The 26,803-nt window shown below is 30.3% G+C and carries 18 protein-coding genes and 1 tRNA gene; 9 read left to right on the forward strand and 10 right to left on the reverse strand.

What is annotated here, in order from left to right; genetic code table 11:
• Positions 1-22 precede the first annotated feature (22 nt).
• On the reverse strand, positions 23-1,342 hold the full coding sequence (locus tag HALO113_RS06675) for a c-type cytochrome (RefSeq protein ID WP_159778282.1): 1,320 nt from the start codon (positions 1,340-1,342) through the stop codon (positions 23-25).
• 219 nt (positions 1,343-1,561) lie between these two features.
• Here HALO113_RS06675 and HALO113_RS06680 point away from each other — a divergent pair, with 219 nt between their 5' ends.
• Together HALO113_RS06680 and HALO113_RS06685 are read left to right on the forward strand one after the other, a co-directional pair.
• Entirely contained in the window at positions 1,562-1,951 is a 390-nt protein-coding gene (locus HALO113_RS06680) for an SPOR domain-containing protein (RefSeq protein WP_159778283.1), read from the forward strand.
• A 5-nt stretch (positions 1,952-1,956) separates the two neighbouring features.
• Positions 1,957-4,152: a TonB-dependent siderophore receptor gene (locus HALO113_RS06685; RefSeq protein WP_159778284.1), complete on the forward strand. Its 2,196-nt coding sequence runs from the start codon at positions 1,957-1,959 to the stop codon at positions 4,150-4,152.
• 130 nt (positions 4,153-4,282) lie between these two features.
• Here the strand turns inward: HALO113_RS06685 and HALO113_RS06690 are convergent, their stop codons facing one another.
• The 4 genes from HALO113_RS06690 to rimP all read right to left on the reverse strand — a co-directional run bounded on the left by HALO113_RS06690 (position 4,283) and on the right by rimP (position 11,230).
• Complete coding sequence (locus HALO113_RS06690; RefSeq protein WP_159778285.1) at positions 4,283-6,511, reverse strand: T9SS type A sorting domain-containing protein; 2,229 nt, start codon at positions 6,509-6,511, stop codon at positions 4,283-4,285.
• 116 nt (positions 6,512-6,627) lie between these two features.
• On the reverse strand, positions 6,628-9,456 hold the full coding sequence (infB, locus tag HALO113_RS06695) for a translation initiation factor IF-2 (RefSeq protein ID WP_159778286.1): 2,829 nt from the start codon (positions 9,454-9,456) through the stop codon (positions 6,628-6,630).
• A gap of 54 nt (positions 9,457-9,510) precedes the next feature.
• Positions 9,511-10,749 carry a transcription termination factor NusA gene (gene nusA, locus HALO113_RS06700; RefSeq protein ID WP_159778287.1) on the reverse strand — a complete coding sequence of 413 codons (1,239 nt, stop codon included), beginning with the start codon at positions 10,747-10,749 and terminating at the stop codon, positions 9,511-9,513.
• A 13-nt stretch (positions 10,750-10,762) separates the two neighbouring features.
• Entirely contained in the window at positions 10,763-11,230 is a 468-nt protein-coding gene (rimP, locus tag HALO113_RS06705) for a ribosome assembly cofactor RimP (protein WP_159779571.1), read from the reverse strand.
• A 172-nt stretch (positions 11,231-11,402) separates the two neighbouring features.
• Between rimP and HALO113_RS06710 the strand changes: the two genes are divergently transcribed.
• Positions 11,403-12,227, forward strand: a complete 825-nt coding sequence (locus tag HALO113_RS06710) for a universal stress protein (RefSeq protein ID WP_159778288.1) — start codon at positions 11,403-11,405, stop codon at positions 12,225-12,227.
• Positions 12,228-12,280: 53 nt separating this feature from the next.
• On the opposite strand, the gene HALO113_RS06715 is transcribed toward HALO113_RS06710, so the two are convergent.
• Positions 12,281-12,351, reverse strand: a tRNA-Gln gene (locus HALO113_RS06715).
• Between the two features lie 150 nt (positions 12,352-12,501).
• Here HALO113_RS06715 and HALO113_RS06720 point away from each other — a divergent pair.
• Together HALO113_RS06720 and HALO113_RS06725 are read left to right on the forward strand one after the other, a co-directional pair.
• The gene (locus HALO113_RS06720) at positions 12,502-15,711 is read left to right on the forward strand and encodes a DUF2723 domain-containing protein (RefSeq protein ID WP_159778289.1); all 3,210 of its coding nucleotides are present in this window, start codon (positions 12,502-12,504) and stop codon (positions 15,709-15,711) included.
• Positions 15,712-15,772: 61 nt separating this feature from the next.
• Positions 15,773-16,417, forward strand: a complete 645-nt coding sequence (locus HALO113_RS06725) for a polysaccharide deacetylase family protein (RefSeq protein WP_159778290.1) — start codon at positions 15,773-15,775, stop codon at positions 16,415-16,417.
• Here HALO113_RS06725 and HALO113_RS06730 read toward each other — a convergent pair.
• From HALO113_RS06730 to HALO113_RS06745, 4 genes are all read right to left on the reverse strand, one after another.
• Entirely contained in the window at positions 16,414-16,710 is a 297-nt protein-coding gene (locus HALO113_RS06730) for a co-chaperone YbbN (RefSeq protein ID WP_159778291.1), read from the reverse strand. The genes HALO113_RS06725 and HALO113_RS06730 overlap by 4 nt on opposite strands.
• A 52-nt stretch (positions 16,711-16,762) precedes the next feature.
• Complete coding sequence (locus tag HALO113_RS06735; protein ID WP_159778292.1) at positions 16,763-17,995, reverse strand: metallophosphoesterase; 1,233 nt, start codon at positions 17,993-17,995, stop codon at positions 16,763-16,765.
• A 108-nt stretch (positions 17,996-18,103) separates the two neighbouring features.
• Positions 18,104-19,567: a hypothetical protein gene (locus HALO113_RS06740; protein WP_236554612.1), complete on the reverse strand. Its 1,464-nt coding sequence runs from the start codon at positions 19,565-19,567 to the stop codon at positions 18,104-18,106.
• A 220-nt stretch (positions 19,568-19,787) separates the two neighbouring features.
• On the reverse strand, positions 19,788-21,254 hold the full coding sequence (locus HALO113_RS06745) for a hypothetical protein (protein ID WP_236554614.1): 1,467 nt from the start codon (positions 21,252-21,254) through the stop codon (positions 19,788-19,790).
• Between the two features lie 432 nt (positions 21,255-21,686).
• On the opposite strand from HALO113_RS06745, the gene polA reads away from it, so the two are divergent.
• From polA to HALO113_RS06765, 4 genes are all read left to right on the forward strand, one after another.
• Positions 21,687-24,527, forward strand: coding sequence for a DNA polymerase I (polA, locus tag HALO113_RS06750; protein ID WP_159778293.1), 2,841 nt, complete (start codon positions 21,687-21,689; stop codon positions 24,525-24,527).
• 85 nt (positions 24,528-24,612) lie between these two features.
• Positions 24,613-25,002 (forward strand): hypothetical protein, encoded by a 390-nt coding sequence (locus HALO113_RS06755; RefSeq protein ID WP_159778294.1) that lies wholly within the window; start codon positions 24,613-24,615, stop codon positions 25,000-25,002.
• An 87-nt stretch (positions 25,003-25,089) separates the two neighbouring features.
• Complete coding sequence (locus tag HALO113_RS06760; protein ID WP_159778295.1) at positions 25,090-26,199, forward strand: hypothetical protein; 1,110 nt, start codon at positions 25,090-25,092, stop codon at positions 26,197-26,199.
• Positions 26,200-26,303: 104 nt separating this feature from the next.
• Positions 26,304-26,803, forward strand: a 500-nt coding sequence (locus tag HALO113_RS06765) for a nucleotidyltransferase domain-containing protein (RefSeq protein WP_201297583.1), incomplete at its 3' end; no start/stop codon positions are given.

The raw sequence follows: 26,803 nt of genomic DNA on the forward strand, positions 1-26,803 counted from the left end.
TAGCTTCTTAAATTATAATTAATTAATAGTGGCATTTACCACACTCTAAACCTCCCATTTGTGCAGCAGTTAATTGTTTAACTCCGTATTTTTTAGAAAGTTCTTCATGAATTTTTGCATAATATGCATTATCCTCCACCTTAACATTTGTTTCTCTGTGACAGTTAACACACCATCCCATGGTTAAAGAAGAATGTTGTCTCATAATTTCCATTTCCTCAACAGGACCATGACAAGTTTGACACTCCACTCCAGCAACTGAAACGTGTTGTGAGTGATTGAAATATACAAAATCAGGTAAATTATGTATTCTTATCCATTTCACAGGTTCTGTTTTACCTGTATAGGTTTGAGTTGTTTTATCCCAACCTACAGCATTATATAATTTTTGAATTTCATCATTATAATTCACACCGTATTCATTTCCTTCCGCCAAAGTTGCCTCTGCTACTTCAGAAATATTTTTATGACAATTCATACATACATTTAAAGACGGTATATTAGAATGTTTACCAACTCTTGCTGCAGAGTGACAGTATTTACAATCGATACCATTATCACCAGCATGAATTCTATGCGAATAATGTATTGGCTGAATTGGCTCATATCCTTGATCCACACCTACTTGCATTAAATACCCATAAGCAAAATAAGCTGCAAATAACAAGAACAAAATCGCAGTAACAACTAATAAGAATTGATTTTTTACGAATGCTTTCCAAATTGGCAATGCTTTTTCGTCTTTTTGAACCTGAATACCGTTTGCTTTAGCAATCTTAGTTAATACATTATTCACTAAGAATAACATTACGATCAACATAGACAACACCAAAGCTAAAGCTCCAAGAATCACATTGTTAGAAATTCCAGAATTAGTAGGACTACCTCCATCTTTATCTCCACCAGTAGTATCTACAACTGGAGTTTCCTGTTTTGGCTGAGAAGTAAACGCTAAAATATTATCAATATCTGCATTAGATAATTGAGGGAAAATAGTCATTGCTTTTTGACCATTATCATTGTAAATTTTTAACGCTGTTGGATCTCCTGCTTTGATAAGCTCTGTATTATTTTTGATCCACTTGTAAAGAAATTCTTTGTCATACTTATCTGCCACTCCTCTTAAAGCTGGTCCAGTCATTGCTTTATCTAAAGCATGACAAGCCGCACAATTCGTATTAAACAGTGCTTTACCTGCATCAACATCACCAGCAGCAGTTGGCGCAGCCGCAACATCTACCGAAGTGGAATCTTGAGAAAAAACAGATAAAGAAAAAGATAGCGTTAAAGCTAAACTGAAGAAAATCCTTGAAAACGATTTATGGTTACCCACCTTTTTCATATTTAATTAATGATTATCGATCTAGATTTGGTACGATTTTAGATATATCATTTACACCTTAAAAGCATACTTTATTTTAAACTCCGACAAAAATACGATATTAGAACTATTCTAAAAACCTTAATTTTATCTTAAAATGTAATTTATATTTATTCTAAATAATTTATGTTGTTTTGTTTCGTTTTTAATGTTGTACTTTTGCTTTAAATTTTATTCATTATGAGAATTTTAACTTTAAAAAATTATTTTCCCCTAGCAATTATTAGCTTATTTATTTCTTCCAAATCTTTTTCACAAGATTCCAAAACTACTGTTATTCAAGATGCAAGATTTGAAAAATTACTGAAAGAAAAGCAAATTTTAGACAGCTCAAGTGAGTCTGATGAGAATTATACTATTCAAATTTTTTATGGTGATAAAGAGTCGGCTAAAAAAGCGTTAATGACTTTTAAAAAAGATTTTAAAGATATTGAAGCTACTTATTTATATACCAACCCTACTTATAAAGTATGGGTAGGAAAATATAGGTTAAGAATAAATGCAGAAAAAGATTTATTAGAAATCAAAAAGAAATACCCAACTGCATTTCTAATTAAACCTAACAGATAATAGTAATGAAGAAAATTTTTCACTTTTGCCTTCTAACGGTTACTATTCCTTTTTACGGACAATCAATAAAAGATTCTATAAAAACTAAACGTCTAGAAGAAGTTATTGTGACTTCAACTAAAATACCTAAAAACAAAACAATTTTACCCAATGAAGTTGAGTCTATAAATAAAAAGCAGATTGAGTTTCAGAATTTTCAAACTACATCAGAAATGCTCTCTAATTCGGGAGCATTATTTGTTCAGAAATCTCAGCAAGGTGGTGGAAGTCCAACTATTAGAGGTTTTGAAGCAAGTCGTGTCTTACTCTTAGTAGATGGCTTTAGAATGAATAATTTAATTTTTAGAACTGGACATTTACAAAATGTAATTACTGTAGATGAAAATATGTTAGAAAATGTTGATATTTTTTATGGTCCTACATCAACCCTTTTTGGAAGCGATGCTTTAGGAGGTACCATCAACATGACTACAAAAAAAGCAAATTTTTTTGATGAAACTCATTCCTTAATAACTGGCAATATTACCACACGATATGGAAGCGTTAATAAAGAAAAATCAATTTCATTTGACATCAATTTTGCCAAAGAAAATTTTGCTTCATTAACCGTTTTTTCTTTTAATGATTTTGAAGACTTAAAAATGGGAAAAAGCAAAAATCATCATTCCGATTTATATGGAGAAAGGTATTTTTATGTTGAAAACAGTAATGGAATTGATCAGTTGGTTGCTAATGAGAATAAATATATTCAGAAATTTTCTGGTTATACTCAATATAATGTACTACAAAAAGTATCCTATAAATCCAGAACAGGTTTAAAACATAACTTAAACTTGCAATATTCTACTACTTCAAATATTCCTCGATATGATCGTTTAACAGATGTAACTTCGTCTGGATTAAGAAATGTAGAATGGTATTATGGTCCACAAAAGCGTATTTTAACAGCTTACACTTTGGAGAAATCAAAAGCATTCTTTGATAGCAATTTAATACTAAATTTAGCTTATCAAAATGCAAAAGAAAGTAGACATAATAGACGCTTTCAAAATTACAACTTACAAAACAGAGAAGAAAACGTAAACATGTATTCCTTTTCATTCGATTTAAATAGAAAATTTAGAAAAGGTGAATTGTTTTATGGTCTTGAATCTTACTTTGAAACATTAAAATCGTCTGCATATTTGCAAAATATAAATACAGGAGAAACAAACGGATTAGACACACGTTATCCAAACGGAAATAACAACATGTTTCGAAATGACATTTATATTTCCTACACAGAACAATCTAACACTAAAACTTCTTGGTCAACTGGTGGACGTTTTGGGGTAACCACTTTAAACAGCGCTATTGCAGATGATACTTATTTCCCTTTGCCTTTTACACAAATTAAACAATCCAATTTTACCTATAGTGGATCTATAGGAATAGTTCATAAAACCTCTCCAAACGTAGCTCTAAAAACCAACTTAGCTTCTGGCTTTAGAGTTCCAAATGTTGATGATTTTGGAAAAATATTTGAATCAGGTGGTGGATTTCTAATAGTTCCTAATGAAAATTTAAAACCAGAAAAAACCATTACGGGTGATTTAGGTTTAATAATCCAATCAAATAACAAAAGATTTAAATTTGAAAATACTTTTTATTACACTCGCCTATTTGATGCAATAATTACTGATGCTTTTGAATATCAAGGACAATCGCAAATTAATTATGATGGCACTTTAAGTTCCGTTTTAGCCAATCAGAACAAAGGTAGAGCTTTTATAACAGGACTATCAACAATAATAAAAGGATATATATTGAATGAATTGCAGTTTGAAGCAACTTTTAATTATACTTACGGTAGAATTATTGAAGAGAAAGAAAAACCATTAGATCACGTATCTCCGTATTTTGGAAAATTAAACTTAAGTTACGAAAAAAAATGGGGACGTTTTGATTTCTATATGTTATATAATGGCAAAAAAAGGAGTAAAGATTATTTCCTTAATGGAGAAGATAATGAGCAATATGCTCCGCAAGGAGGAATGCCTGCATGGGAAACATATAATTTCAAAACCAGCTTTTCTGTGTTAAAACAAGCTACTTTATATTTTGGTGTTGAAAATATTTTTGACACACAATATCGAGTATTCGCTTCTGGCATTAATGCTCCTGGAAGAAATATTTATAGTGGATTAAAATATAATTTTTAAAAAGAACGAAAATAATTTGATTAATACAAAAACTTATATTGTTATCCCATTTCATAAAATAAAATTAGGCATCATATATTGATGCCTAATTAGTTATTACTTTATATTCTTCATAAATAATTTAAAATTATCATTCCTTAATAATTTGTTTAGTTATTTTTTGATTACCAACAACAAATTGAATCAGATAAATACCTTTGTTATAGTTAGAAAAATCAATCTTTAAATTATTCATATCAGAAAATTCATTTTTAGCAACTAGTTTCCCTTCTGTTGTAAAAATGAAATAATTCCCAGTCAATAATTTCGAAAAATTTACATCAACCCAATCTTTAGTAGGATTAGGATATAAATTAGCATTTGATAAAATTAATTCTTCAATATTATTTTCAGTAATTAACTGTTTGGTTTTAGTAGAAACATCTTGATCATCCCCATTATCACCCAAAATAATTTTACAATATATAGGAACAAAAAACACATCTGTACTATGCCAATTAGGCCCTACTGCTAATCTAAATCTATATACCTTTCCAGCTACTAAAGATACGCTTGATCCTAATAAATTATTAACATCCATGTGACTAGGAGCTGTAATTCCACCTGGAACCCATCCTGAATAGAAAACGGTTACATCTGACCAAGAGGCCAAATCAAATTCTGCCAGCTCAACAAAATAACCATTTTCATTTTGACTAAATGAGCCATCTACATAAACATCGGGTAAACAAACTGTAGGAATATCCATTGGCCCATATTTTGTTGAATACGTTTTGGAACCTTGTATATTTTCTACAAAAGCAACTGCTGTTGGTTCACAACAAGATATTGTTACTGTAATTGTTTTAGAAACTGAATGGCAACCCGTTTTAGAAATTTCAACTTTAACCACACTACCTGAAGCTGGAGTCATAAACAATGTTTCTCCACTATTTTGGACTAAAACACCATTAACATACCATTTGATAGCATATTCTGGAGCTAAATATCCTTGCCCTGCAATTGAAATTGTAGGCATCGGATCATTTTTACAGATTGATATATCATTTAAAACAGGTATTGGAATACCCGTTGAAACTTTAAATAAATGTTTTACTTTACACCCATATTGATTGGTTACAGTTAAAAAATAATTACCCTCTTCGCTAGGTGTAAAACAAGAATCTACTGACAATACTGTTGAAGTCATTGTTGCTGGATTAGGGCCTATCCATTGATAATTATAAATGTATCCAGATGGTGCTGTAGGTCCACAAATCATTTGATAATTATTACAAAAAGTAAATAAACTAGGTAAATTAATCTTAATTGGACTGGTAATAGTAATCGTATAATATTTTGTACAAGATACATTTACATTATTAAAAAAAGAATAGGTAACTCCTACAATGAAAGTTCCACTTTGATTTAAAGTAAATTTTTCATCGGCATTAAAATAGGTTGTATTCATAAATCCAGAGTCAAAATCAAAAACTGAATTACCATTAACCGTTATTGAAGTTACACCAGAATTTACTGTCCAAGAATCATAAACTCCAGTTGGACTTAGAAAAGGAAGATCTTCGTAACATATTGTAGTATTCGATAAAAATTCTTTTTCTGGTTTTAAGACTTTTAAGTTTAATGAACAATTATAAGTGCAAGTCCCATTTGATAAAGTATATGTAAAATTTGTTGACTCTGTAGGAGCTGTAACTCTAGGGTCGAAAGGTGACCAATTTGATATAGTTACTCCATTTTCCAATCCAAGACTAGCATTCGTTACTAATTCTCCCTCACATAAAGATAAACTTGGCACCAAACAATCTGGAGCTTTTTTTACTTTGATTTTCAAAATCAATACTCTTGAACACCCTGCATTTGAATTATATACTCCGTGATAGTGACTGCTCAATAATGGAGCAACAAGCAAATGATGATAAGCATAATTAGGATCATTCCCAGAATTCATGTACATATTGCCCACTGGAGCAATATTAGGAATAGTTACTGTTTGTGCATTTACACCCGTGTTCCATAGTTGATCATCAAAAACATTAGATGTTACTGTCCAATGTGGGATAGATCCTGGAGGTGTTCCCCATACGCCCCATTTACCATCCCATAAAGTATTATTGTCTATAGTTGCGCTAGTATAAGTTCCACTAGAAAGATTTCTGATAACTACATCTTGTCCTTCACAGATGTAATTTGACAAATCCACCCCTATAACCGTAACATTTGAAATATCAGGATAAGTATAAGTAGGAGTGGTAAAAATAGGCACTCCAGCAGGAGTTTTAAAATCGAATTTAAAGTTCAATTGTGCTTGAGCGAACAAGGATGTTAATAATAATAGAAAGATGCATTTTTGTTTCATTTGTAGTATTTTTTAATTAGACATTTCTATAAAGTGTTTGTAATCAAAAAATATTACCCGCATTAAATAAAAAAGAGACCAAAAAAATTGGCCTCTCTGTTTTATTTTTAAAAAAATTATTTCAATTTCTTCTTAACTTCCACTTCTTGGAAAGCTTCAATTAAATCATATTCTTTAAGATCATTATAATCTTTTATTTGCATACCACAATCGTAACCTTTTGAAACCTCTTTTACATCATCTTTGAAACGTTTTAAAGTAGCTAGTTCCCCTGTATAGATAACTACACCTTCTCTAATAAGACGGATTTGAGAATTTCTAAATATTTTACCATCAGTAACCATACATCCAGCAATAGTTCCAACTTTAGAAATTTTAAACAATTCTCTAACTTCTGCAGTTCCAGTAATTTCTTCTTTTAATTCTGGAGACAACATACCTTCCATTGCATCTTTCAAGTCATCAATAGCAGCATAAATAATAGAATAATTTCTGATATCGATTTCTTCTTTCTCTGCTAATGCTTTTGCGTTTCCTTGAGGTCTAACATTAAATCCAATAATGATTGCATCTGATGCAGAAGCTAACAATACATCAGATTCAGTAATAGCTCCTACTCCTTTGTGAATTATTTTCACTTCTATTTCTTCTGTAGAAAGTTTTGAAAATGAATCTGATAATGCTTCAACTGAACCATCAACGTCTCCTTTAATAATAATATTTAGTTCTTTAAACTGTCCTAAAGCAATACGTCTACCAATTTCATCAAGTGTAGTATGCTTTTTAACCCTTGCTGATTGTTCACGCTGTAATTGAGTTCTTTTAGCTGCGATCTGTTTTGCTTCTCTTTCATCATCATATACGTTAAACTTATCTCCAGCGGTAGGTGCTCCATCTAAACCTAAAATAGATACTGGTGTAGAAGGACCTGCTTCCGTTACGTTATGTCCTCTTTCATCAAACATGGCTTTAATTTTTCCATGATTTTTTCCAGCAAGCATATAATCTCCTATTCTTAGAGTTCCAGCTTGCACTAAGATTGTTGCTACATAACCACGTCCTTTATCTAACTGAGCTTCTACCACAGTTCCTAATGCATTTTTCTTAGGATTTGCTTTTAATTCTAATACTTCAGCTTCTAGTAATACTTTCTCTAAAAGTTCTTTTACTCCCAATCCTGTTTTTGCAGAGATATCGTGAGATTGGTATTTCCCACCCCAATCTTCTACTAATAGATTCATACCTGCTAATCTTTCTTTAATTTTTTCTGGATTAGCTGTTGGCTTATCAATCTTATTAATTGCAAAAATCATAGGTACGCCAGCAGCTTGCGCATGACTTATCGCCTCTTTTGTTTGAGGCATAATATCATCATCGGCAGCAATTACAATAATTGCAATATCTGTCACTTGAGCCCCACGTGCACGCATTGCCGTAAAAGCCTCGTGTCCAGGTGTATCTAAGAAAGCTATTTTTTGACCATCTTCAAGCTCAACACTATAAGCTCCAATATGCTGTGTAATACCTCCAGATTCACCTGCAATAACATTTTCTTCACGAATATAATCTAGTAACGAAGTTTTACCGTGATCAACGTGTCCCATAACTGTAACTATAGGCGCTCTGTGTGTTAAATCTTCAGGATTATCTTCAACTACTTCAGCTGCTTCTTCAATATCAGTTGTAATAAATTCTACTTCATACCCAAACTCGTCTGCGACAATAGATAAGGTTTCAGCATCTAACCTTTGATTCATAGTAACCATGATTCCAAGTGACATACAAGTACCTATAACTTTAGTAATTGGCACATCCATTAAAGATGCTATTTCACCCACAGTAACAAATTCTGTAACTTTTAAGATTTTACTTTCTAAATCTTGTTGTTGTAATTCATCATCTAAACGTTGACGGTGAGAATCTCTTTTATCCTTTCTATATTTAGCCGCTTTAGAGCCTTTTTTTCCTTTCCCTTGTAATCTTTCTAAAGTTTCTTTGATTTGGTTTTTAACTTCCTCTTCTGTAGGCTCAGTTTTTTGAACTACTACTTTTTTACCTTTATTGAATCTGTCTTTAGAAAAATCTTTTTTTACACCACCACCTTGTTGTGGTTGCTGATTAAACTGACCATTATTATTACCTGGAGCTGGCTTAGTAATTCTTTTTCTCTTATTTTTATTAGAATTTGAATTTGGATTATTATTGCTATTAGCATTATTAGCTCCAGAATTTGGTGCTTTTGGATCTCCAGGTTTTTTAAAATCTTTTCTTGGTTCAATTTTCTTTTTAGGTTTATTAAATTGACTTAAATCAATTTTTTGACCTGTAAACGTTGCTCCAGATAATTTTTGATAATTTGTTGCAATTTTATCTTCTTCTACAGTTTCTGTAGAATTGTTTTTCTCAACAGACGGCTTTTGAATAACTTTTGGTTGTTCAACTTTTTCAACCACTTTAATCTTAGGTTTTTCAATCTCAACTTTTGGTTTTACCTCTTCAACAATTTTAATTTCTTCTTGTTTTATAGGTTGTTCAACTGGCTGTTCCTGAACAAGGGGAGTTTCTTGTTTTGGTTCTACCTTTTTAGGATTTAAATCAATTTTACCAATAGCTTTTGGCCCTACTAAAGAAGCTCTAGCCTTAATTACTTCTTGCTTTTGTTGTTCTTCATGCTGACGTTTAATCTCAACTTCTTTTTCCAACTCTTTTTTTAAAGCCTCTTTTTCTTTTTTCTTTTCTTCACTTACTTCAAGAGAGGCTACTTTCTTCCCTTTGTCGGCAGAAAATTGACTGCATAAGACATCGTATTCCTCTTGAGATATTTTTGCGTTAGGACTTGCTTCGATTTCATGATCTTTTTCTTTTAAAAAATCCACAGCTCTATCTAGAGAAATGTTTAACTCCCTTAAAACTTTATTGATTCTTATTACTCTTTTGTCAGACATATAATCTTTTTTCTAATTCTTTTTGTTTTGTGTGCTATTTATATCTTTTGGAAGTTAATCTTCTAATTCTTCTTTTAAGATACGAACAACTTCTAATATGGTTTCTTCTTCTAAATCTGTCCTTCTTACTAAATCATCCACTTCTTGATTTAATACACTTCTAGCAGTATCTAAACCAATTTTTTCAAACTCTTCTATAATCCAAGCATCAATTTCGTCAGAAAACTCTCTCAATTCAACATCATCAACTTCAACAACTCCTTCTCTGATAACATCTAGTTCATACCCAGTCAATAAACTAGCGAGCTTTATATTATAACCACCTCTTCCAATTGCTTTCGAAACTTCCTCTACTTTTAAGAAAACTTCAGCTTTCTTATTTGTTTCGTCAATTTTCACAGAAGACACTTTCGCAGGACTTAATGCTCTAGTAATATACAATTGAACATTACTAGTATAATTAATTACATCAATATTTTCGTTACCAAGCTCTCGAACTATCCCATGAATTCTAGATCCTTTCATTCCGACACATGCTCCAACAGGATCAATTCTGTCATCATAAGAATCAACAGCAACCTTTGCTTTTTCACCAGGTATTCTTACCACCTTTTTAACATTAATTAAACCGTCAAATACTTCTGGAATTTCTTGTTCAAATAATTTTTCTAGAAACTCAGGTGCTGTACGAGACATCATTATTTGTGGCTTGTTCCCTTTTAACTCTACACTCTCAATTATTCCTCTTACATTATCTCCTTTTTTGAAATAATCATTTGGAATTTGCTTTTCTTTAGGCAATACAATTTCATTTCCATCATCATCCATCAATACCACCATTTTTGGTCTTACATGATGTACTTCTGCTGTGTAAATATCGCCAACCAAACCTTTAAATTGTTTATAAAGATTGGTATTATCATGCTCATGAATTTTAGAAATTAAATTTTGACGCAAAGCCAAAATAGCTCTTCTTCCTAATTGAAATAATTTTACTTCTTCAGACACTTCTTCACCTACTTCAAAATCAGGTTCAATTTTCCTAGCATCTGCTAATGAAATTTCAGAGTTTTCATCTTCAACTTCCCCATTTTCAACCACGGTTCTATTTCTCCAGATTTCCATATCTCCTTTGTCTGGATTAATAATGATGTCAAAATTATCATCTGAACCGTATTTTTTTTTCAATGCATTTCTAAACACATCTTCTAAAATTGCCATTAAGGTAACTCTATCTATGAGCTTATCGTCTTTAAATTCTGAAAACGACTCTATTAACGCAATATTTTCCATGTCAACTCTTTATTTAAAATAATACTATTACTGTAGCTTCTTTTATTTCAGAATATAGCAAATTTACAGATTTTTCTACTGTTTCTTTACCTTTTCCTATTTTTTTTGCTTCTCTTGCTTTCCATTCTAAAGTTACACCCTTTTCATCAGCAGCCGTAAGAACTGCTTCTATCTCTTGAGAAGATATCGTTTTCACCTTTAAATTTCTACCAATATTCTTTTTATACTGTCTTACTAATTTTAACGAACTTGATAACCCAGCAGAAGCGACTTCAATACTAAAATCATATTTTTCAGCATCCAACCCAGCCTCCACAGCTCTACTAACATCTACACAATCCTGTAATGTTACTCCATTATCACCATCTAGAACAATATTTATTTTATAAGAATCATCTATTTTCAAATCGATCAAAAACAAATCCAAACGATCAGCTAAAATTTCTTCTAATAATTTACTTACCTCTTCTTTAAATGTCATATTTTTATAAAAAGAGGCACGCCATGCGTGCCTCATTATTTAAATTTTCCATAAATAACCGATGCAAATATACATAATATTTTTTTAAATTAAAATAATTGTTTAATTAGAATATAATCAGTAACTTTATGAAGTAAAATTTTACAATAAAAACTAGAAAATTAAACCATATATGAAAAAAATTTTAGTACCTACAGATTTTTCAAAACATGCAGAATACGCTTTAAAAGTAGCTGCTCAGATTGCCAAGAAAGACAATAGCGAAATAATAATCATACACATGCTTGAACTTCCTAATACAGGAAACGACGCATTAAGTTCATCTCACGAAATACCCGAATTAATGCTGTTTAAAAATGCTGCTATAGCCAAATTAGACAATCTTATGAATGCACCCTATTTAGAAGGCGTTAGAACAACTAAATTAATTCAGTTTGAAATTGCTTTTGAAGGAATTATGAAAAACCAAAAAGCTCATAATGCTGATTTAATTGTTATGGGATCTCATGGCGCAAGTGGATTTCAGGAAATGTTTATTGGCTCCAATACTGAAAAAGTAGTTCGTAATTCAGAAATACCCGTATTAGTAATCAAAAGAGAAGAAGACAATTTTAGCGCAAACAATTTTGTATTTGCTTCTGACTTCTCAGATGAAATTAAAAAACCTTTCCAGAAAGTAGTTGATTTCGCAAACAAATTCAATTCTCATATCCATTTAGTAAATATCAATACACCAAATAATTTCAAATCAACTCGTGTTGCTCAAAAAATTATGGATGATTTTACATCTGAATTTGCTATAAATAATTATTCTACCCACATCTACAATGACATCAATGTAGAAAAAGGGATATTACATTTTGCAAAAAGCATTGACGCAGATATTATCGGAATGAGCACACACGGCAGAAAAGGCATTTCACACTTTTTCAACGGAAGCATCAGCGAAGATTTAGTTAATCACGCTAAGAGACCTGTAATTACTTTTAAAATATAAATTACAAAGTTTTTTAAAACAAAAAAAACCTCTCAATTGAGAGGTTTTTTTTGTTGGCCCACAAGGACTCGAACCTTGAATGACGGTACCAAAAACCGGAGTGTTACCATTACACCATGGGCCATTGCTTCATAAATGCGAGTGCAAATTTAATACATATTTTTTAATCTGCAAGTTTTTCTAAAAAAAATATTAAAATTTATTTTAAATCTTTCAAGCTAGCAAAAAAGTAGTTTCTTTGTAATAGAAATTAAAAAGACAAATACATACATTTATGACTGCATTCAATTTTAAAAAATGGAATACTATTATAGGTTGGTCAGTTTTTGCAATTGCTTTAACTACCTTCTCTCTAACTGTTGAACCTACTATGAGTTTTTGGGATTGTGGTGAATACATTGCTACATCTGCCAATCTTGAGATAGGTCACCCACCAGGAGCTCCTTTATTTCAAATGCTGGGTGCATTCTTTGCTATGTTTGCGACAAGTGCTTCAAAAGTTGCGTTGATGGTAAACATGATGTCTGTATTTTCAAGTGCTTTTACAGTTCTTTTTATGTTTTGGTCACTAACCTTATTAATGAAAAGAATTTTCACATCAGAAGAGAACGCAACAAAAACAAATCATATAATGATATTAGGTAGTGCGTGTATTGCTTCTTTAGCTTTTACCTTCTCTGACAGTTTTTGGTACAATGCAGTTGAAGCAGAAGTATATGCTATGGCTTCCTTATTTATAGCTTTATTATTTTGGCTTGGATTGCGTTGGGAACAAGAAATAGACAAACCTAAAGGAAATAAATGGCTACTAATTATATCATTAGTTATTGGTCTTTCTTTTGGAGTACATTTTATGGCTTTATTAACTGTTCCAGCTATAGGTTTTTTATATTTCTTCAAAACTTACAAAAATGTAACTATAAAAAGTTTTATAATCGCAAATATCTTAATCGTAGCTATTTTATTATTTATTTTTAAATTACTACTACCTTATACACTTGCTTTTTTTGGTAAAACTGAAATTTTTGCAGTAAATAGCTTAGGATTGCCCTTTAATTCAGGTACAATTATTGCCTTTTTAGTTTTAGTTTCATTATTTTATTTTGGACTTAATTACACAAAAAAGAAAGGCTTAGTTTTTTACAATACTGCTCTTTTATCTATATTATTCATTTTAATTGGTTTCTCAACTTGGCTAATGTTACCAATTAGAGCCAATGCAAACACTCCTATTAATGAAAACAAACCTTCGGATGCAGCTGAAGTTTTGGCTTATTATAATAGAGAACAATATGGGGAACAACATTTATTTTATGGTCCACAGTTTTCTGATAGTTATTCTGGATTAGATGAAGAAAACCCTTACACAGATGGCAAACCAAATTATGAAAGAGATTATAAATCTGGAAAATATGTTATAACTAATAATTATATCAATGCGAATCAAAATACTGATGACAACCACAAAGCTTTCTTACCTAGAATGTGGAGCAGTGATCACAGTGAAAACTATATGCTTTTTACAGAACCTTTAGATTTCAGAATTAAACCAGAATATGCAGAAGAACAAGAATTGATTGAAATTGTAGCTCAATTCAGAACAGCTTTTAATAGTCATCGATTGGATTATGATGATTACAATAAATTTTTAAAAGGATATGGTGATTATTTAATAGTAGAAAAGCCAACATTCTTCAACAACATGAAATTTATGTTTGAATATCAATTTGGACATATGTACTGGAGGTATTTAATGTGGAATTTTACCGGAAGACAAAGCGACAATCAATGGAAAGGTGATAATTTAGACGGCAACTGGATAAGTGGCATCCCTTCTATTGACGCTATAAGATTAGGCTCACAAGATAATTTAACACCTGACATGCTTAACAATAAAGGAAGAAACGTTTATTACTTTTTACCTTTTATTTTAGCCATTATTGGCTTTATTTATCATGCAAAAAAGGATTTAAAAAGCTTTTATGTCTTATTAATACTATTTTTATTTACGGGTATAGCATTAAAAGTTTATTTAAATGAAAGACCTTTTGAACCTAGAGAACGTGATTATGCTTTAGTGGGATCTTTTTATGTTTTTGCCATGTGGATTGCTTTTGGTATTTATTCAATTTACGAAGGAATTAAAAATCTTATTTCAACAAAAATTGCTATACCAATCGTTTTAGGAACCACTTTATTAGCCGCACCCGTTTTAATGGCCTCTCAAAATTGGGACGATCATTCTCGTGCTAATAAATATACTGCTTTAGCAAATGCAAAAGCTTACCTCGATTCATGTGAAAAAAATGCAATTCTATTTACAATTGGAGATAATGATACTTTCCCATTATGGTACGCTCAAGAAATTGAAGGATATCGTACCGATGTTAGAATAGTGAACACAAGTTTATTTATGACCGATTGGTACATCAATCAAATGAGAAGAAAAGCGTATGAATCAGATCCTATTCCTTTAACTTTAGACAAAGAACTATACAAAGGAAGCAATAGAGATTATAGTTTTTTCATAGAAAAAACAAAAGATTCTATAAGTTTAGAAAAATTAATCCAATTTATTTCTCTTGAAGATGAAAGAGCAAAAATTGATTTAAGAAGTGGCCAATCTGTGAACTACTTCCCAACCAATAAAATAATTTTACCTATTGATAAGGAAACAATTATTAAAAACAAAGTAGTTTCTCCTAAATATTACGATTCAATTGTTCCTTATATTCAATTTAAAATTAAAGGTGATGCATTGTACAAGAACAGATTAATGATGCTTGACATTATTAATGCGAATAACTGGAAAAGACCTATTTATTTTACTGGAGGGAGTTTTGGGGATGATGATTATCTATGGATGAAAGAATATTTAGAACTTGACGGCATGTGTTTTAAACTTGTTCCTGTTAGAACTCAAACAAATGATGAGGATCCAAACCCATTAGCCATGGGATATATTGACTCAGAAAAAATGTATGATATAGTTACAAAATGGGATTGGGGAAACAGTGGCAACTCCAATATGTATTATGATCCTGAAACACGTAAAAACGGTATTACTTATAGAACAAATTTAGCTCGATTAATGGAGACATTAATAAATGAAGGCAAAAACGATAAAGCTGAAAAAATTATTGATTTAGCTATGGAAAAGATGCCCATAAATGAATTCGAATATTATACTTTAGTAGATCCTTTTGCTGAAGGTTATTACGAAGTAGGCAAAAAAGAAAAAGCTAGAAAAATTATAAAAGAATTAATTATTAAATACCAAGAAGAATTAACATTTTACAAAAGCCTTAATAAAGCAAAAATTGGAAAAGACGATATGATGTCAATTGCTTCAAATATTGAACGTTATCGTAGTTTATTAAAAATAATGAAGCGCGCAAAAGACATTGAATTTTACAATCAAGAAAAAATAAAATTTAACAATTACAATAAAATGTTTCCCGAATTTGACAGAGATATGGAATAATTTTTCACCTAAAAAATAAAAATGTGACAAGAAATCTTGTCACATTTTTTATTTTTACAACATGAATAATTTTTGGATTAAGACACCTTTTTTTATTAAATGGTTATTCCCTAAATATGTTTGGTCTGCAAAAGATCAAAACAAGACTATTTACCTCACTTTTGACGATGGTCCTATACCAGAAGTTACTGAATGGATATTAGATATATTAAAAAAAGAGAAAATCAAAGCTACATTTTTTTGTATTGGAGAAAACATAGAAAAACACCCCAATATTTTCGAACGTGTAATTGATGAAGGTCATACAATAGGCAATCATACTTTTAATCATCTAAATGGATGGAAAACAACCTCTGAAGCATATATTGAAAATTTTAATGCTTGCCATTCCACCATTCAAAAATACACATCTAATTATAAAGGCCCTAAGCTATTTCGTCCCCCTTATGGAAAGATAACAAAAACGCAAGCCAATAGAATAATGCAACAAGGTTATAAAATAATTATGTGGGATGTTTTAAGTTATGATTTCAACCCTAAAATGAGTCCTGAAAAATGTTTAACTAATGTGGTAAAAAATATCACCTGTGGTAGTATAATTGTTTTTCATGATAGTTTAAAAGCAGAAAAAAATATAAAATTTGCTTTACCTAAAGCCATTAGTTTATTAAAAGAGAAAGGATTTCAATTTGAGACAATTTTTTAAGCCTGCTCTTGAACCAATGCTATTAAGGTATTAGCATCTAGTTCTCCACTTTGCCTCCAAACCATTTGACCTGCTTTGTAAATCATTAATGTAGGCAAACCTTTAACTCGTAATGCTTCTGCAAGTTCACGATTTTTATCTACATCTATTTTTATAACTCTTGCTTTATCTCCTAAAGCTGCAGCAACGTCACGAATTACTTCATTCATTGCTAAAGATGACTCGTTCCATTCTGTAAAAAAATCTATCAATACAGGCACACTGGCATCGATAAGTTCTCCAAATTTTGACATAAATCGAAATTTTTAAGCAAAAATAATATACAAATGTAGCATTTTTACTGAATTAAGCTACACTTTCACGTTTTTTTAGTTCTATAACAGTAATTTCGGGCATAATACCTACTCGACCAGGATAAGCATGGAAACCAAATCCTCTATTTACGTAAATATATTTTCCAGCATTTTCATATAATCCTGCCCATTGTTTATATACATATTGTACAGGACTCCATTTTATCCATCCAGGAATTTCTATCCCAAATTGAAAACCATGCGTATGACCAGACAGAGTTAAATGATAATGATCTTTATGATGTTGTACTTCCTCATCCCAATGACTAGGATCATGACTCATCAAAATCTTAAAATCTTCTTTTTTTATTCCTTGTGAAGCAATAGATAAATCTCCTGCTTTTTTAAAATGTCTTCCCCAGTTTTCAACACCAACCAATTTAATAGAATCGTTACCCCTTTTAATTTCTATATTCTTATTTAATAACAACTCAAAATCTATCTTACGATGTAGATCTTTAATGGCTTCAAAATTTTGTTCTTTTTCTTCTTTTGAATCCCAATCAAAATATTCGCCATAATCGTGATTTCCTAAAACAGAAAACTTACCTAATTTAGGTTTATGTATTTTCTTAAAAGTTTCTACCCAAGGAAACATTTCCTTAGCATGAGTATTTACAATGTCTCCCGTAAATAAAACTAAATCTGATTGTTGTTCATTAATTAGTTCAATGGCATATTCAATCTTTTCTGGATTATCAAAACTCCCACTATGTATATCTGAAATATGTGTAATTGTTGTTCCATCAAACGCTTCTGGCAAATCATCAAAGTACAATTTTTGCTTTCTTACTTTGAAATTATATTTACCAATAGTCATCCCATATAATAAAGATCCAAATGGAACAGCTGCTAAACTTAAAGCAATCTGACTAATAAATTTTCGTCTTTGAGGAAAAAAATAATCACTATTATTGTTACCAATGAAGTAATTTAAACATCCTGCTAATAATCTATAAATATCTTCACCTAAAAGAATAATTGTTATCATTATTTTAGGAACAAAAGTGATTAAAAATAACCCAATCGTAAACAAGGATTGTCTATTTTGACCAGAACCTCTATCGTGTGTAATAAAAAAATAGGTAATATAAACTATTATACTAATCGAAATTAATATATATAGTCCTAATAACCACTTTGATTTTACCACATTTTTTATGGCTTGAAAAGAGTAAAACTCTAATAGAAAAAGTAATAATAAGGGTATTAACCAGCGAAACATTTGCAATTTTTTTAACAAAGTAACAAATAATCCGTTATTAGTTGTTAGCATTTGTTAAAATTTTAACTCATAAAAAAAGTCAATGAAAATATTGACTTTTTTTATGAGTTAAAATACTAAAAGATTTAGCGATACAATTAATATATTACCACTACCTCCACCATATTTTTCTGCAAATACTTCCACATAATCGTTAGGTGATAATTCGGTAATCGTATTTAAAGGAACAGCTAAAATATCTGTTGTAGAGTTTGCTTTAATATACACTTTAGATTTGTTAATTACTGTGCCATTTTTAGCTATATAAAGAATATAAACAATCCCATTTGTAGAAGCTTGAAAAGATATTGCCCCATTAATTTTAAAAAAGCGCTTTTTATTTCCTAAATATTGCAGTCTGTTATCAGCTCCACCTCTTGAAAAACGAAAAAGATTATCTGAAGTACTTACTCCAGCTAATTTTGCCGGACTTGCCGAAACTGTAGTAGATACTCCAGAACCTACTGGATAGTCAAAATTAATATCTCCTACTGCTGTTCTATCTGTTTCAAAAGGAATTCCTGTACAGTTAACATCCCATTTGTTATCAAAATTAAATCCTGTATATGAGCCTACCGTATATGGATTTACATACTTTCCAGTTGTTAATGTACCTGCAAAATTTACACCGTCTAAACTTCCCGAAATGGATAGTGCAGGATTAGCAGAAACATCAAAACCAATAGCTGCACCAAAAACATCTGAAAACCCTCCTTGTTTTTGTATAGATCCAAAGCTACCTTCAAATTTCTCATAAATACCTGTATTATTAGCAAACCATCCTTGACTATCTAATAAAAGTTTTGAAATACTTCTATATATTATTCCATTCGTATTTCCTGAATATTGGACAATGCTTGAAAAAACTAATGAAAAATTTTCTAAAACACCTACATTAGCAGAATTAGCAATAATCATATCTCTAAATATTAAATTTTGTGTTCCTCCTCCATTGATATTAAAAATATTTCCAGTCGAAGCTACTAATGTCAAAACTTTAATTGCACCGCCTGTAGAACCTGTAAATAAATCTCCTGTTAACTTTACCAATTTATCATCTCCAGAATCCAATCCTACTAAATATGCATTATTTAATTCTATTGGTAAATCTACCATTACTGTCCCGTTTATTTCATAAAGAGTTTGAGAATCTAGTAAATATTTCGTTCCTCCTCCTGCAGCTAACTCAGTTGCTAAAACAGTTGCTAAAACGTCTGTAGATTTAATTCTTTTAAATTTACTTCTTCCTCTTTCTAAATTTACCCAACTTAAAGCAGTTAAGTCATAATAACTATATTCTTTTAAATTAGTATCAAAGACTATTAATCCGTTTGCTGGTGATACTATTGCTGTTTTTTGAGCAGTTGTCATTCTAGGGATTAACAATCCTTTTGTTGTAGAAGTAATATCTAACATAGAAGATGCATCTGGGGTGGTCGTATTAATTCCTACTTGTCCTAATGCATTCTCAAAACAAAAAAACAAACCAAGTATACAAATCCATACTCTCCTTTGGGACATCATTTTTTTCATACTACATGTATTAAAATTATACATTAAAAGTATAAAAAAACTATTCGCTAATTTTAAAAAAAACGCAAAAACATACTGAAAAACAATACTTTAACTTAATTTATGGTTTTTCTGTATGTTTTGTTAAAAAAATAAATCATTTAAAAATACACTATCTTTTTTAAGAAATTAGCAAAAAAAGTACTGAAATTTATTAAACTAAAAACAGATTAAAAATCTTTTATCTCATAAATAAATTTAAAGACACTGTTAACATATTACTAGTTCCACTATACCGCTCCGCATATACTTCTACATAATCATTTGGGGAAAGTTCTACAACTGTTTGTAAAGGAATTGCAAAAATATCTGTTGTATTTGTAGTTAAAGCATAGGTTTTTGAACGATTGATTACAGTACCATTTTTAGCGATGTAAAATATATATATGGTATTACTACTGCTTGTAGCTTGAAATGATATGGTTCCACTAACTGTAAAAAATCTTTTTTTACTTCCTAAATATTGAACTCTATTACTTGATGAACCCGTTGAAGCTCTAAAAAAGTTATTTGCACTTGTAGTTCCTAAAATTTTTGTAGATGTACCAGTAGATAAAGTAGTTAAATACCCTGATCCTACAGGTAAATCAAAATTGATATCTCCAACGGTATAACTATCTCCTTCGAAAGGAATTCCCGAACAATTGACTTCCCAATTATTATTAAAATTAAAATCAGTATATGAACCTGTTGTGTATCCTTTTACATATTTCCCTGTTGTAAGTGTTCCTGTAAAATTTACCCCTACCATAGTACCACTATTTGTAAGAGAAGGATTTGAAGATACATCTATTCCAATTGCTGCACTGTTCACTTCTAAAAAGCCACCATCTTTTAAAATGGAGTTAAAAGTCCCTTCATATTTTTCAAAAGTTCCTAAACTATTTCCAAACCAAGCCTGATTATCTAAAAGCAATTTAGAAATATCTCTATAAATTATTCCGTTTAAATTTCCTGAATATTGTATCACACTACTAAAAATTAAAGCAAAATTCTGAAGCAAACCTACATTTGCTGAGTTTGCAATAATCATATCTCTAAAAATGATGTTCTGAGTACCTCCTCCATTTATATTAAATACATTTCCTGTAGCGGCAACCAATGTTAAAATTTTAATTGCTCCTCCAGTGTTTCCTACAAACATATCTCCTGTTAATTTAACAATTTTATCTTCCCCAGAATCTAATCCTACGAGATACGCATTATTTAGCTCAATAGGTAAATCAAGCATAATTGTACCATTTATCTCATAAAGAGTTTGAGAATCTAACAAATATTTTGTTCCTCCACCAGCTGCTAATTCGGTAGACAACACACTTGCCAATACATCAGAAGATTTAATTCTTTTAAACTTACTTCTTCCTTGAGCCATATTAATCCAAGATGCTGCAGCTGAATCATAGAAACTATACAATTTAAGGCTCGTATCATACAGTAATAATCCATTAGCAGGAGAAACTATAGCATTTTTTTGTGCAGTTGTCATTCTTGGAACTAAAAAACCTTGAGTAGTCGAACTAACATCTAGTGCTGCAGAAGCATCAGGTGTTGTTGTATTAATTCCAACTTGAGCAAATGTAATTTGAAGTAAAAAAAACACAATCATTACAAATACTCTTGATTCCTTTTTTAGTGTTAATTTTTTCATAGTTTTACGGTATTAATTAAACTTTTTAGAAATAATTAATTGCTTCTTTAAAATCTCTAGCAATAAAAATTTATCATTTCAAATTAAATTTTCCGTAAGCTAAATCAATATATAGAGAGATGTTTTTTACCAGTATATCAAAGAAAGTAATAGCATTTCTCTGTTTTTTTGTTTTAAGTTACATATTAAAATTACTACATACTACAACTCATAAAATTTCAATTAGACAGAATGAAAATTAGCATCGATAATTTGCTTTTTTCTTTAGACAAACAAAAAACACTTATTAACTATTTTAAATTAATAGAATAATCCAAAAAAATAATATGACATAAGAATAGCGTTATATTTTACAATAAATTTTAGGTTGAATTTTCTAATTATTATTTATAAAGAATTGTATTTTTACATTTTGAACTAAACTTTCATTTCATGTCACAAAAAAGATTATTCCTTCTCGATGCCTATGCTTTAATTTTCAGAGGTTATTATGCCTTTATTAAAAATCCTAGAATTAATTCAAAAGGTATGGACACCTCAGCGATAATGGGATTTATGAATTCTTTAATGGATGTTATTAAAAGAGAAAAACCAGACCATTTGGCCGTTGCTTTTGACAAAGGTGGAAGTCACGTTCGTACAGAAATGTTTGAAGATTATAAAGCAAATAGAGATGAAACCCCAGAAGCTATAAAAATAGCAGTTCCATATATTCAAGAGTTATTAAAAGCAATGCATATACCAATAATTGAAAAAGAAGGTATTGAAGCGGATGATTTAATTGGAACACTTGCAAAACAAGCAGAAAAAGAAGGTTATCTCGTTTACATGGTTACTCCTGATAAAGATTTTGCTCAATTAGTTTCTGAAAATATTTTCATGTATCGTCCAGCTCGAATGGGTAATGGAATAGAGATTTGGGGAATTCCTGAGGTAAAAGAAAAATTTGAAATCGAAAGACCTGAACAAGTAATAGACTTTTTAGGCATGATGGGAGATGCTGTAGACAATATTCCTGGATTACCGGGTGTAGGAGAAAAAACAGCAAAAAAACTTTTGGCTGAATACGGTTCAATGGAAAATTTATTAGCAAATACACATCAGCTAAAAGGAAAAATGAAAGAAAATATTGAAGCTAATAAAGAAAAAGGATTACTTTCAAAAAAACTAGCCACTATCCTTTTGGATTGCCCGGTACAATTTGATGAGAAAGATTTTGAACTGTCTAAACCCGATGTAGAAAAAACAGATACAATTTTTCAAGAATTAGAATTTCGTCAAATGAAAGCTCAATTTGACAAATTATTTGGCTCTGGTAATGAGTATGATGAAATTAATCTAAATACAAACGAAATTACCTCTAAAAAAACAACTGTAAAAAAAACAGCTGAAAATCAAATGGATTTATTTGGCTTCTCAGATGAAGTTTCTGAAGAAAATAATGTCAGTTCATTTTATAATTCTCTTGAAAATACAGCCCATTTTTATCAAATAGTACAAGGTGACTTAGCATTAAAATTATTATTACAAAATTTACTTAAGCAGACTGCCGTTTGTTTTGACACAGAAACTACTGGTTTAGACGCTCTCAATGCCGAATTAGTAGGAATAGCCTTTTCATGGGAAAAAGGAAAAGGATTCTACCTTCCTTTCCCTGAAAATCAGGAAGAAGCTAGAAATTTAGCACAAAAATTAATCCCTTTCTTTGAAAATGAGCAGATTGAAAAAATTGGTCAAAACTTAAAATATGACTTAAAAATTTTAGCAAGTTATGGTATTGAAGTGAGAGGCAAATTTTTCGACACCATGATAGCACATTATTTAATTAATCCAGATATGCGTCATAACATGGATGTTTTATCGGAAACCTATTTAAAATATGCACCCAAATCAATCGAAAGTTTAATTGGTAAAAAAGGAAAAAATCAGAAATCAATGCGTGAAGTAGCTATTGAAGATGTTAAAGAATATGCTGTTGAAGACGCTGATGTTACTTTCCAATTAAAAGAGCATTTCCAACCTATATTAGAAAAAGTAGGCACTAAAAAATTATTTGATGAAATTGAGATTCCTTTAGTTGAAGTTCTCGCAACAATGGAAAGCGAAGGAATTAATTTAGATGTCCCTTTCTTAAAGAATATGTCTAAAGATATGGAACATGAAATAAATGATTTTGAACAAAAAATATATGAAATAGCAGGTGAAACTTTTAATCTTGCATCACCAAAACAATTGGGAGAAATATTGTTTGACAAACTTAAAATAGGCGGAGCAAAACAAAAGAAAACCAAAACAGGTCAGTATGCTACAGGAGAAGAGATATTAAGTTACTTAGCCAAAGACAATGAAATTGTAAAACATATTCTCGAATGGAGACAATTGGTAAAGTTAAAGAGTACTTATGTTGACGCTTTGCCTAATCAAGTAGATCAAAATACTCATCGTGTTCATACTGATTATATGCAAACTGTGGCTACAACTGGTAGATTAAGTTCCAATAATCCTAATCTTCAAAACATTCCTATTCGTACAGAGAGAGGAAGACAAATTAGAAAAGCGTTTATTGCAAAAGATGAAAATCACACCCTTTTAGCAGCCGATTACTCGCAAATTGAATTACGAATTATTGCTGCTTTGTCTGGTGAAACCACGATGATTGAAGCTTTTAAAAATGGAGAAGACATCCATCGATCTACAGCTTCTAAAGTTTTCAACGTTCCTCTAGATGAAGTAACAAAAGAACAACGTAGTAATGCAAAAACAGTCAATTTTGGAATTATTTATGGTGTTTCTGCCTTTGGATTAAGTAATCAAACCGATTTATCTAGAAGCGAAAGTGCTAGTTTGATAGATGCCTACTATAAAACATACCCTAAATTAAAAGCTTATATTGCCGATCAAATCGATTCTGCCAGAGAAAAAGGATATGTAGAAACTGTTTTGGGTAGAAGACGTTATTTAAAAGACATCAATTCTGCTAACGCAGTTGTACGTGGAGGCGCAGAAAGAAATGCCGTTAATGCTCCTATTCAAGGAAGCGCAGCAGATATTATTAAACTAGCCATGATTAATATTCATAAACGTTTAAAAAATGAAAAATGGCAATCTAAAATGTTGTTACAAGTACATGACGAATTAGTTTTTGATGTTCATAATTCAGAATTAGAAAAAATCCAACCTATGATTAAACAAGAAATGGAAAATGCTTTTACACTTGAAGTACCCTTAATTGTCGATTTAGGCTTAGGAAAAAACTGGCTAGAAGCACATTAATTAATTAGGACAAATTAATTAACCAAGAAAATTAAAACAAGCACGCAACTAATTTTATTTTTTAGCATCTTATTAGAAAATTGCTATGAAAACTATTTTAAAATTATGTTGCGTGTTCTTTTTATCCCAAAGTTTCCAATGTGAAGACCAAATTGTAGAAAAGAGCAGAACAGATTATATTAATCAGCTACAAAATGAAAAACAATTCATTCTAGATTATATTGCCTCTTTTTCGTGCAATGAAAATATAGGGTGCAGTTCTATTGCTTTTGGTTCCAAACCATGTGGTGGTCCATGGGAATATTTGGCTCACTCTAACGCTGTTGATATCGTCTATTTAACTAATCTCGTAACAAATTATAATGCCTTAGAAGCTTCTTACAATGATGCTTTCGAAATTGTATCGGATTGTGCAGTTGTAAACCCACCTTCAACAATTAATTGCATAGATGGTGTTTGTACAATAATACATTAATTAAAACGTTTCAAATAATAAATAAAGAGAGAAATATTCTCACATGATACTATTCTCATAGTATATCATTCATAATAAAAAAAGTTCATGAAAACGTATCTTAAATTAGTCTTTTTTTTATTTATAAATTACAATCTATTCTCTCAAAATACCTACTATTTAGAAGGAACTGTAGGTAAATCAAATATTTATATGCAAATTACTGAATATGATAATAACTATATAGAAGGTAATTACTTTTATCAAAAATCATTAAAAGACATTCATCTAAATGGAAAATATAAAGATGTTTATTTTACCCTTTATTTTGGCAATGATTATGGAGAAGAAGCATTTGAAGAAAAATTTGAATTAGAAAAAATAAACAACAAGTTTACAGGTAAATGGGTAAATAAAACTGGAAAAACAATTCCAGTATCTTTAAAATCAATAAACTTTACTCAATACAAAAAACCAATTTTCAAAGAATTTGATGACAACTTAGATTTGATAAAGCTAAATTATTTAAATTTTGAACAAGACTCCATTCAGAATTACAACAATCAACAAATCATTTGGTATAGTGAATCGCATTGTGAAGCGCCCTTTTTCAGGATAGGAGAAAGTTTCTCTACTGCCAAAAAAAATACAATCAACCCTATTTTAATTGACAAACATTATGAAATTGCCTTAAATCAGCTAAGTTGTTCTTCTCCATTTAGCTACAATACAGGAAACGGCATTGAATATAGTGTATCTATTACCTTTTTAAATGACAATCTTTTAGGGTATGAAATCTTTTCATCCTATTATTGTGGTGGAGCGCATCCGGATTTTGGCAGTGAAGGTAACTTAATCAACCTCCATTCAGGAAAAAAATACGAATTAGACGAAATTATTGCATTTGACACATCAGTAACTAAATATAGTGATGATAACTTTACTTTATTTTCTACTTACAGAAATACTTACTTTGCTCCTATCTTATACGAATTAATTAATCTAAAACAGAAATTTACCCAACCAGAAGAATCAGAAGATTATTGCGATTATACACAGCTTGACATTTGGAATTATCCTCAATGGAGTTTTACCGAAAAAGGCATAGAATTTACACCTGTTTTCCCTAGAGTAGCGAGAAATTGTGAAGACACCTTTTTAGTTGAATTTGAAAGCTTAAAAAAATACAAACACCCTAATTTTCCTTATAATTTTTAATTAAAACCAAAATACACACCATAAATATTTGCTTTTTCGTTATTAATAATGTTTGCGAATTAGTAAATTTGAATAACAAATCAAACAACTATAAAAAAACAAACTTGAAAACATTAAAACCGCTTTTATATTTTTCAATCTTTAATCACCCTTTAAAGAAGGAAGAAGTATACTTATATTCTTCCCTTAAAGACTTAAAATCGGTTATAGAAGAATTAGATACTGCATTATCTCGTGGAATAATAGAAAAAACGGAAGATTTTTATCATACTCACTTAAGTTCAGAATCTATTGAAAAAAGAAAAATTGGAAATAAAAATGCTGAAATTGCTTTAGTAAAAGCACAAAAAAAAGCCCGTTTTATTTCGCGTTTTTTCCCTTTTATTGAAGGAATTGCTATTTCAGGTTCTCTTTCAAAAGGATATTTTGACAAAAATAGTGATGTTGATTATTTTATTATTACAAAACCCAATCACCTTTGGACTTGTAGAACCTTTTTGGTACTTTTTAAAAAAATATTTCTTTTAAATTCTAAAAAATATTTCTGTATGAATTACTTTATTTCTTCTGCCTATTTAGAAATAGAAGAAAAAAACATTTTTAC

Origin of the sequence: Flavobacterium sp. 9AF, from assembly GCF_902506265.1 — a bacterium.
Classification (GTDB): Bacteria; Bacteroidota; Bacteroidia; order Flavobacteriales; family Flavobacteriaceae; genus Flavobacterium.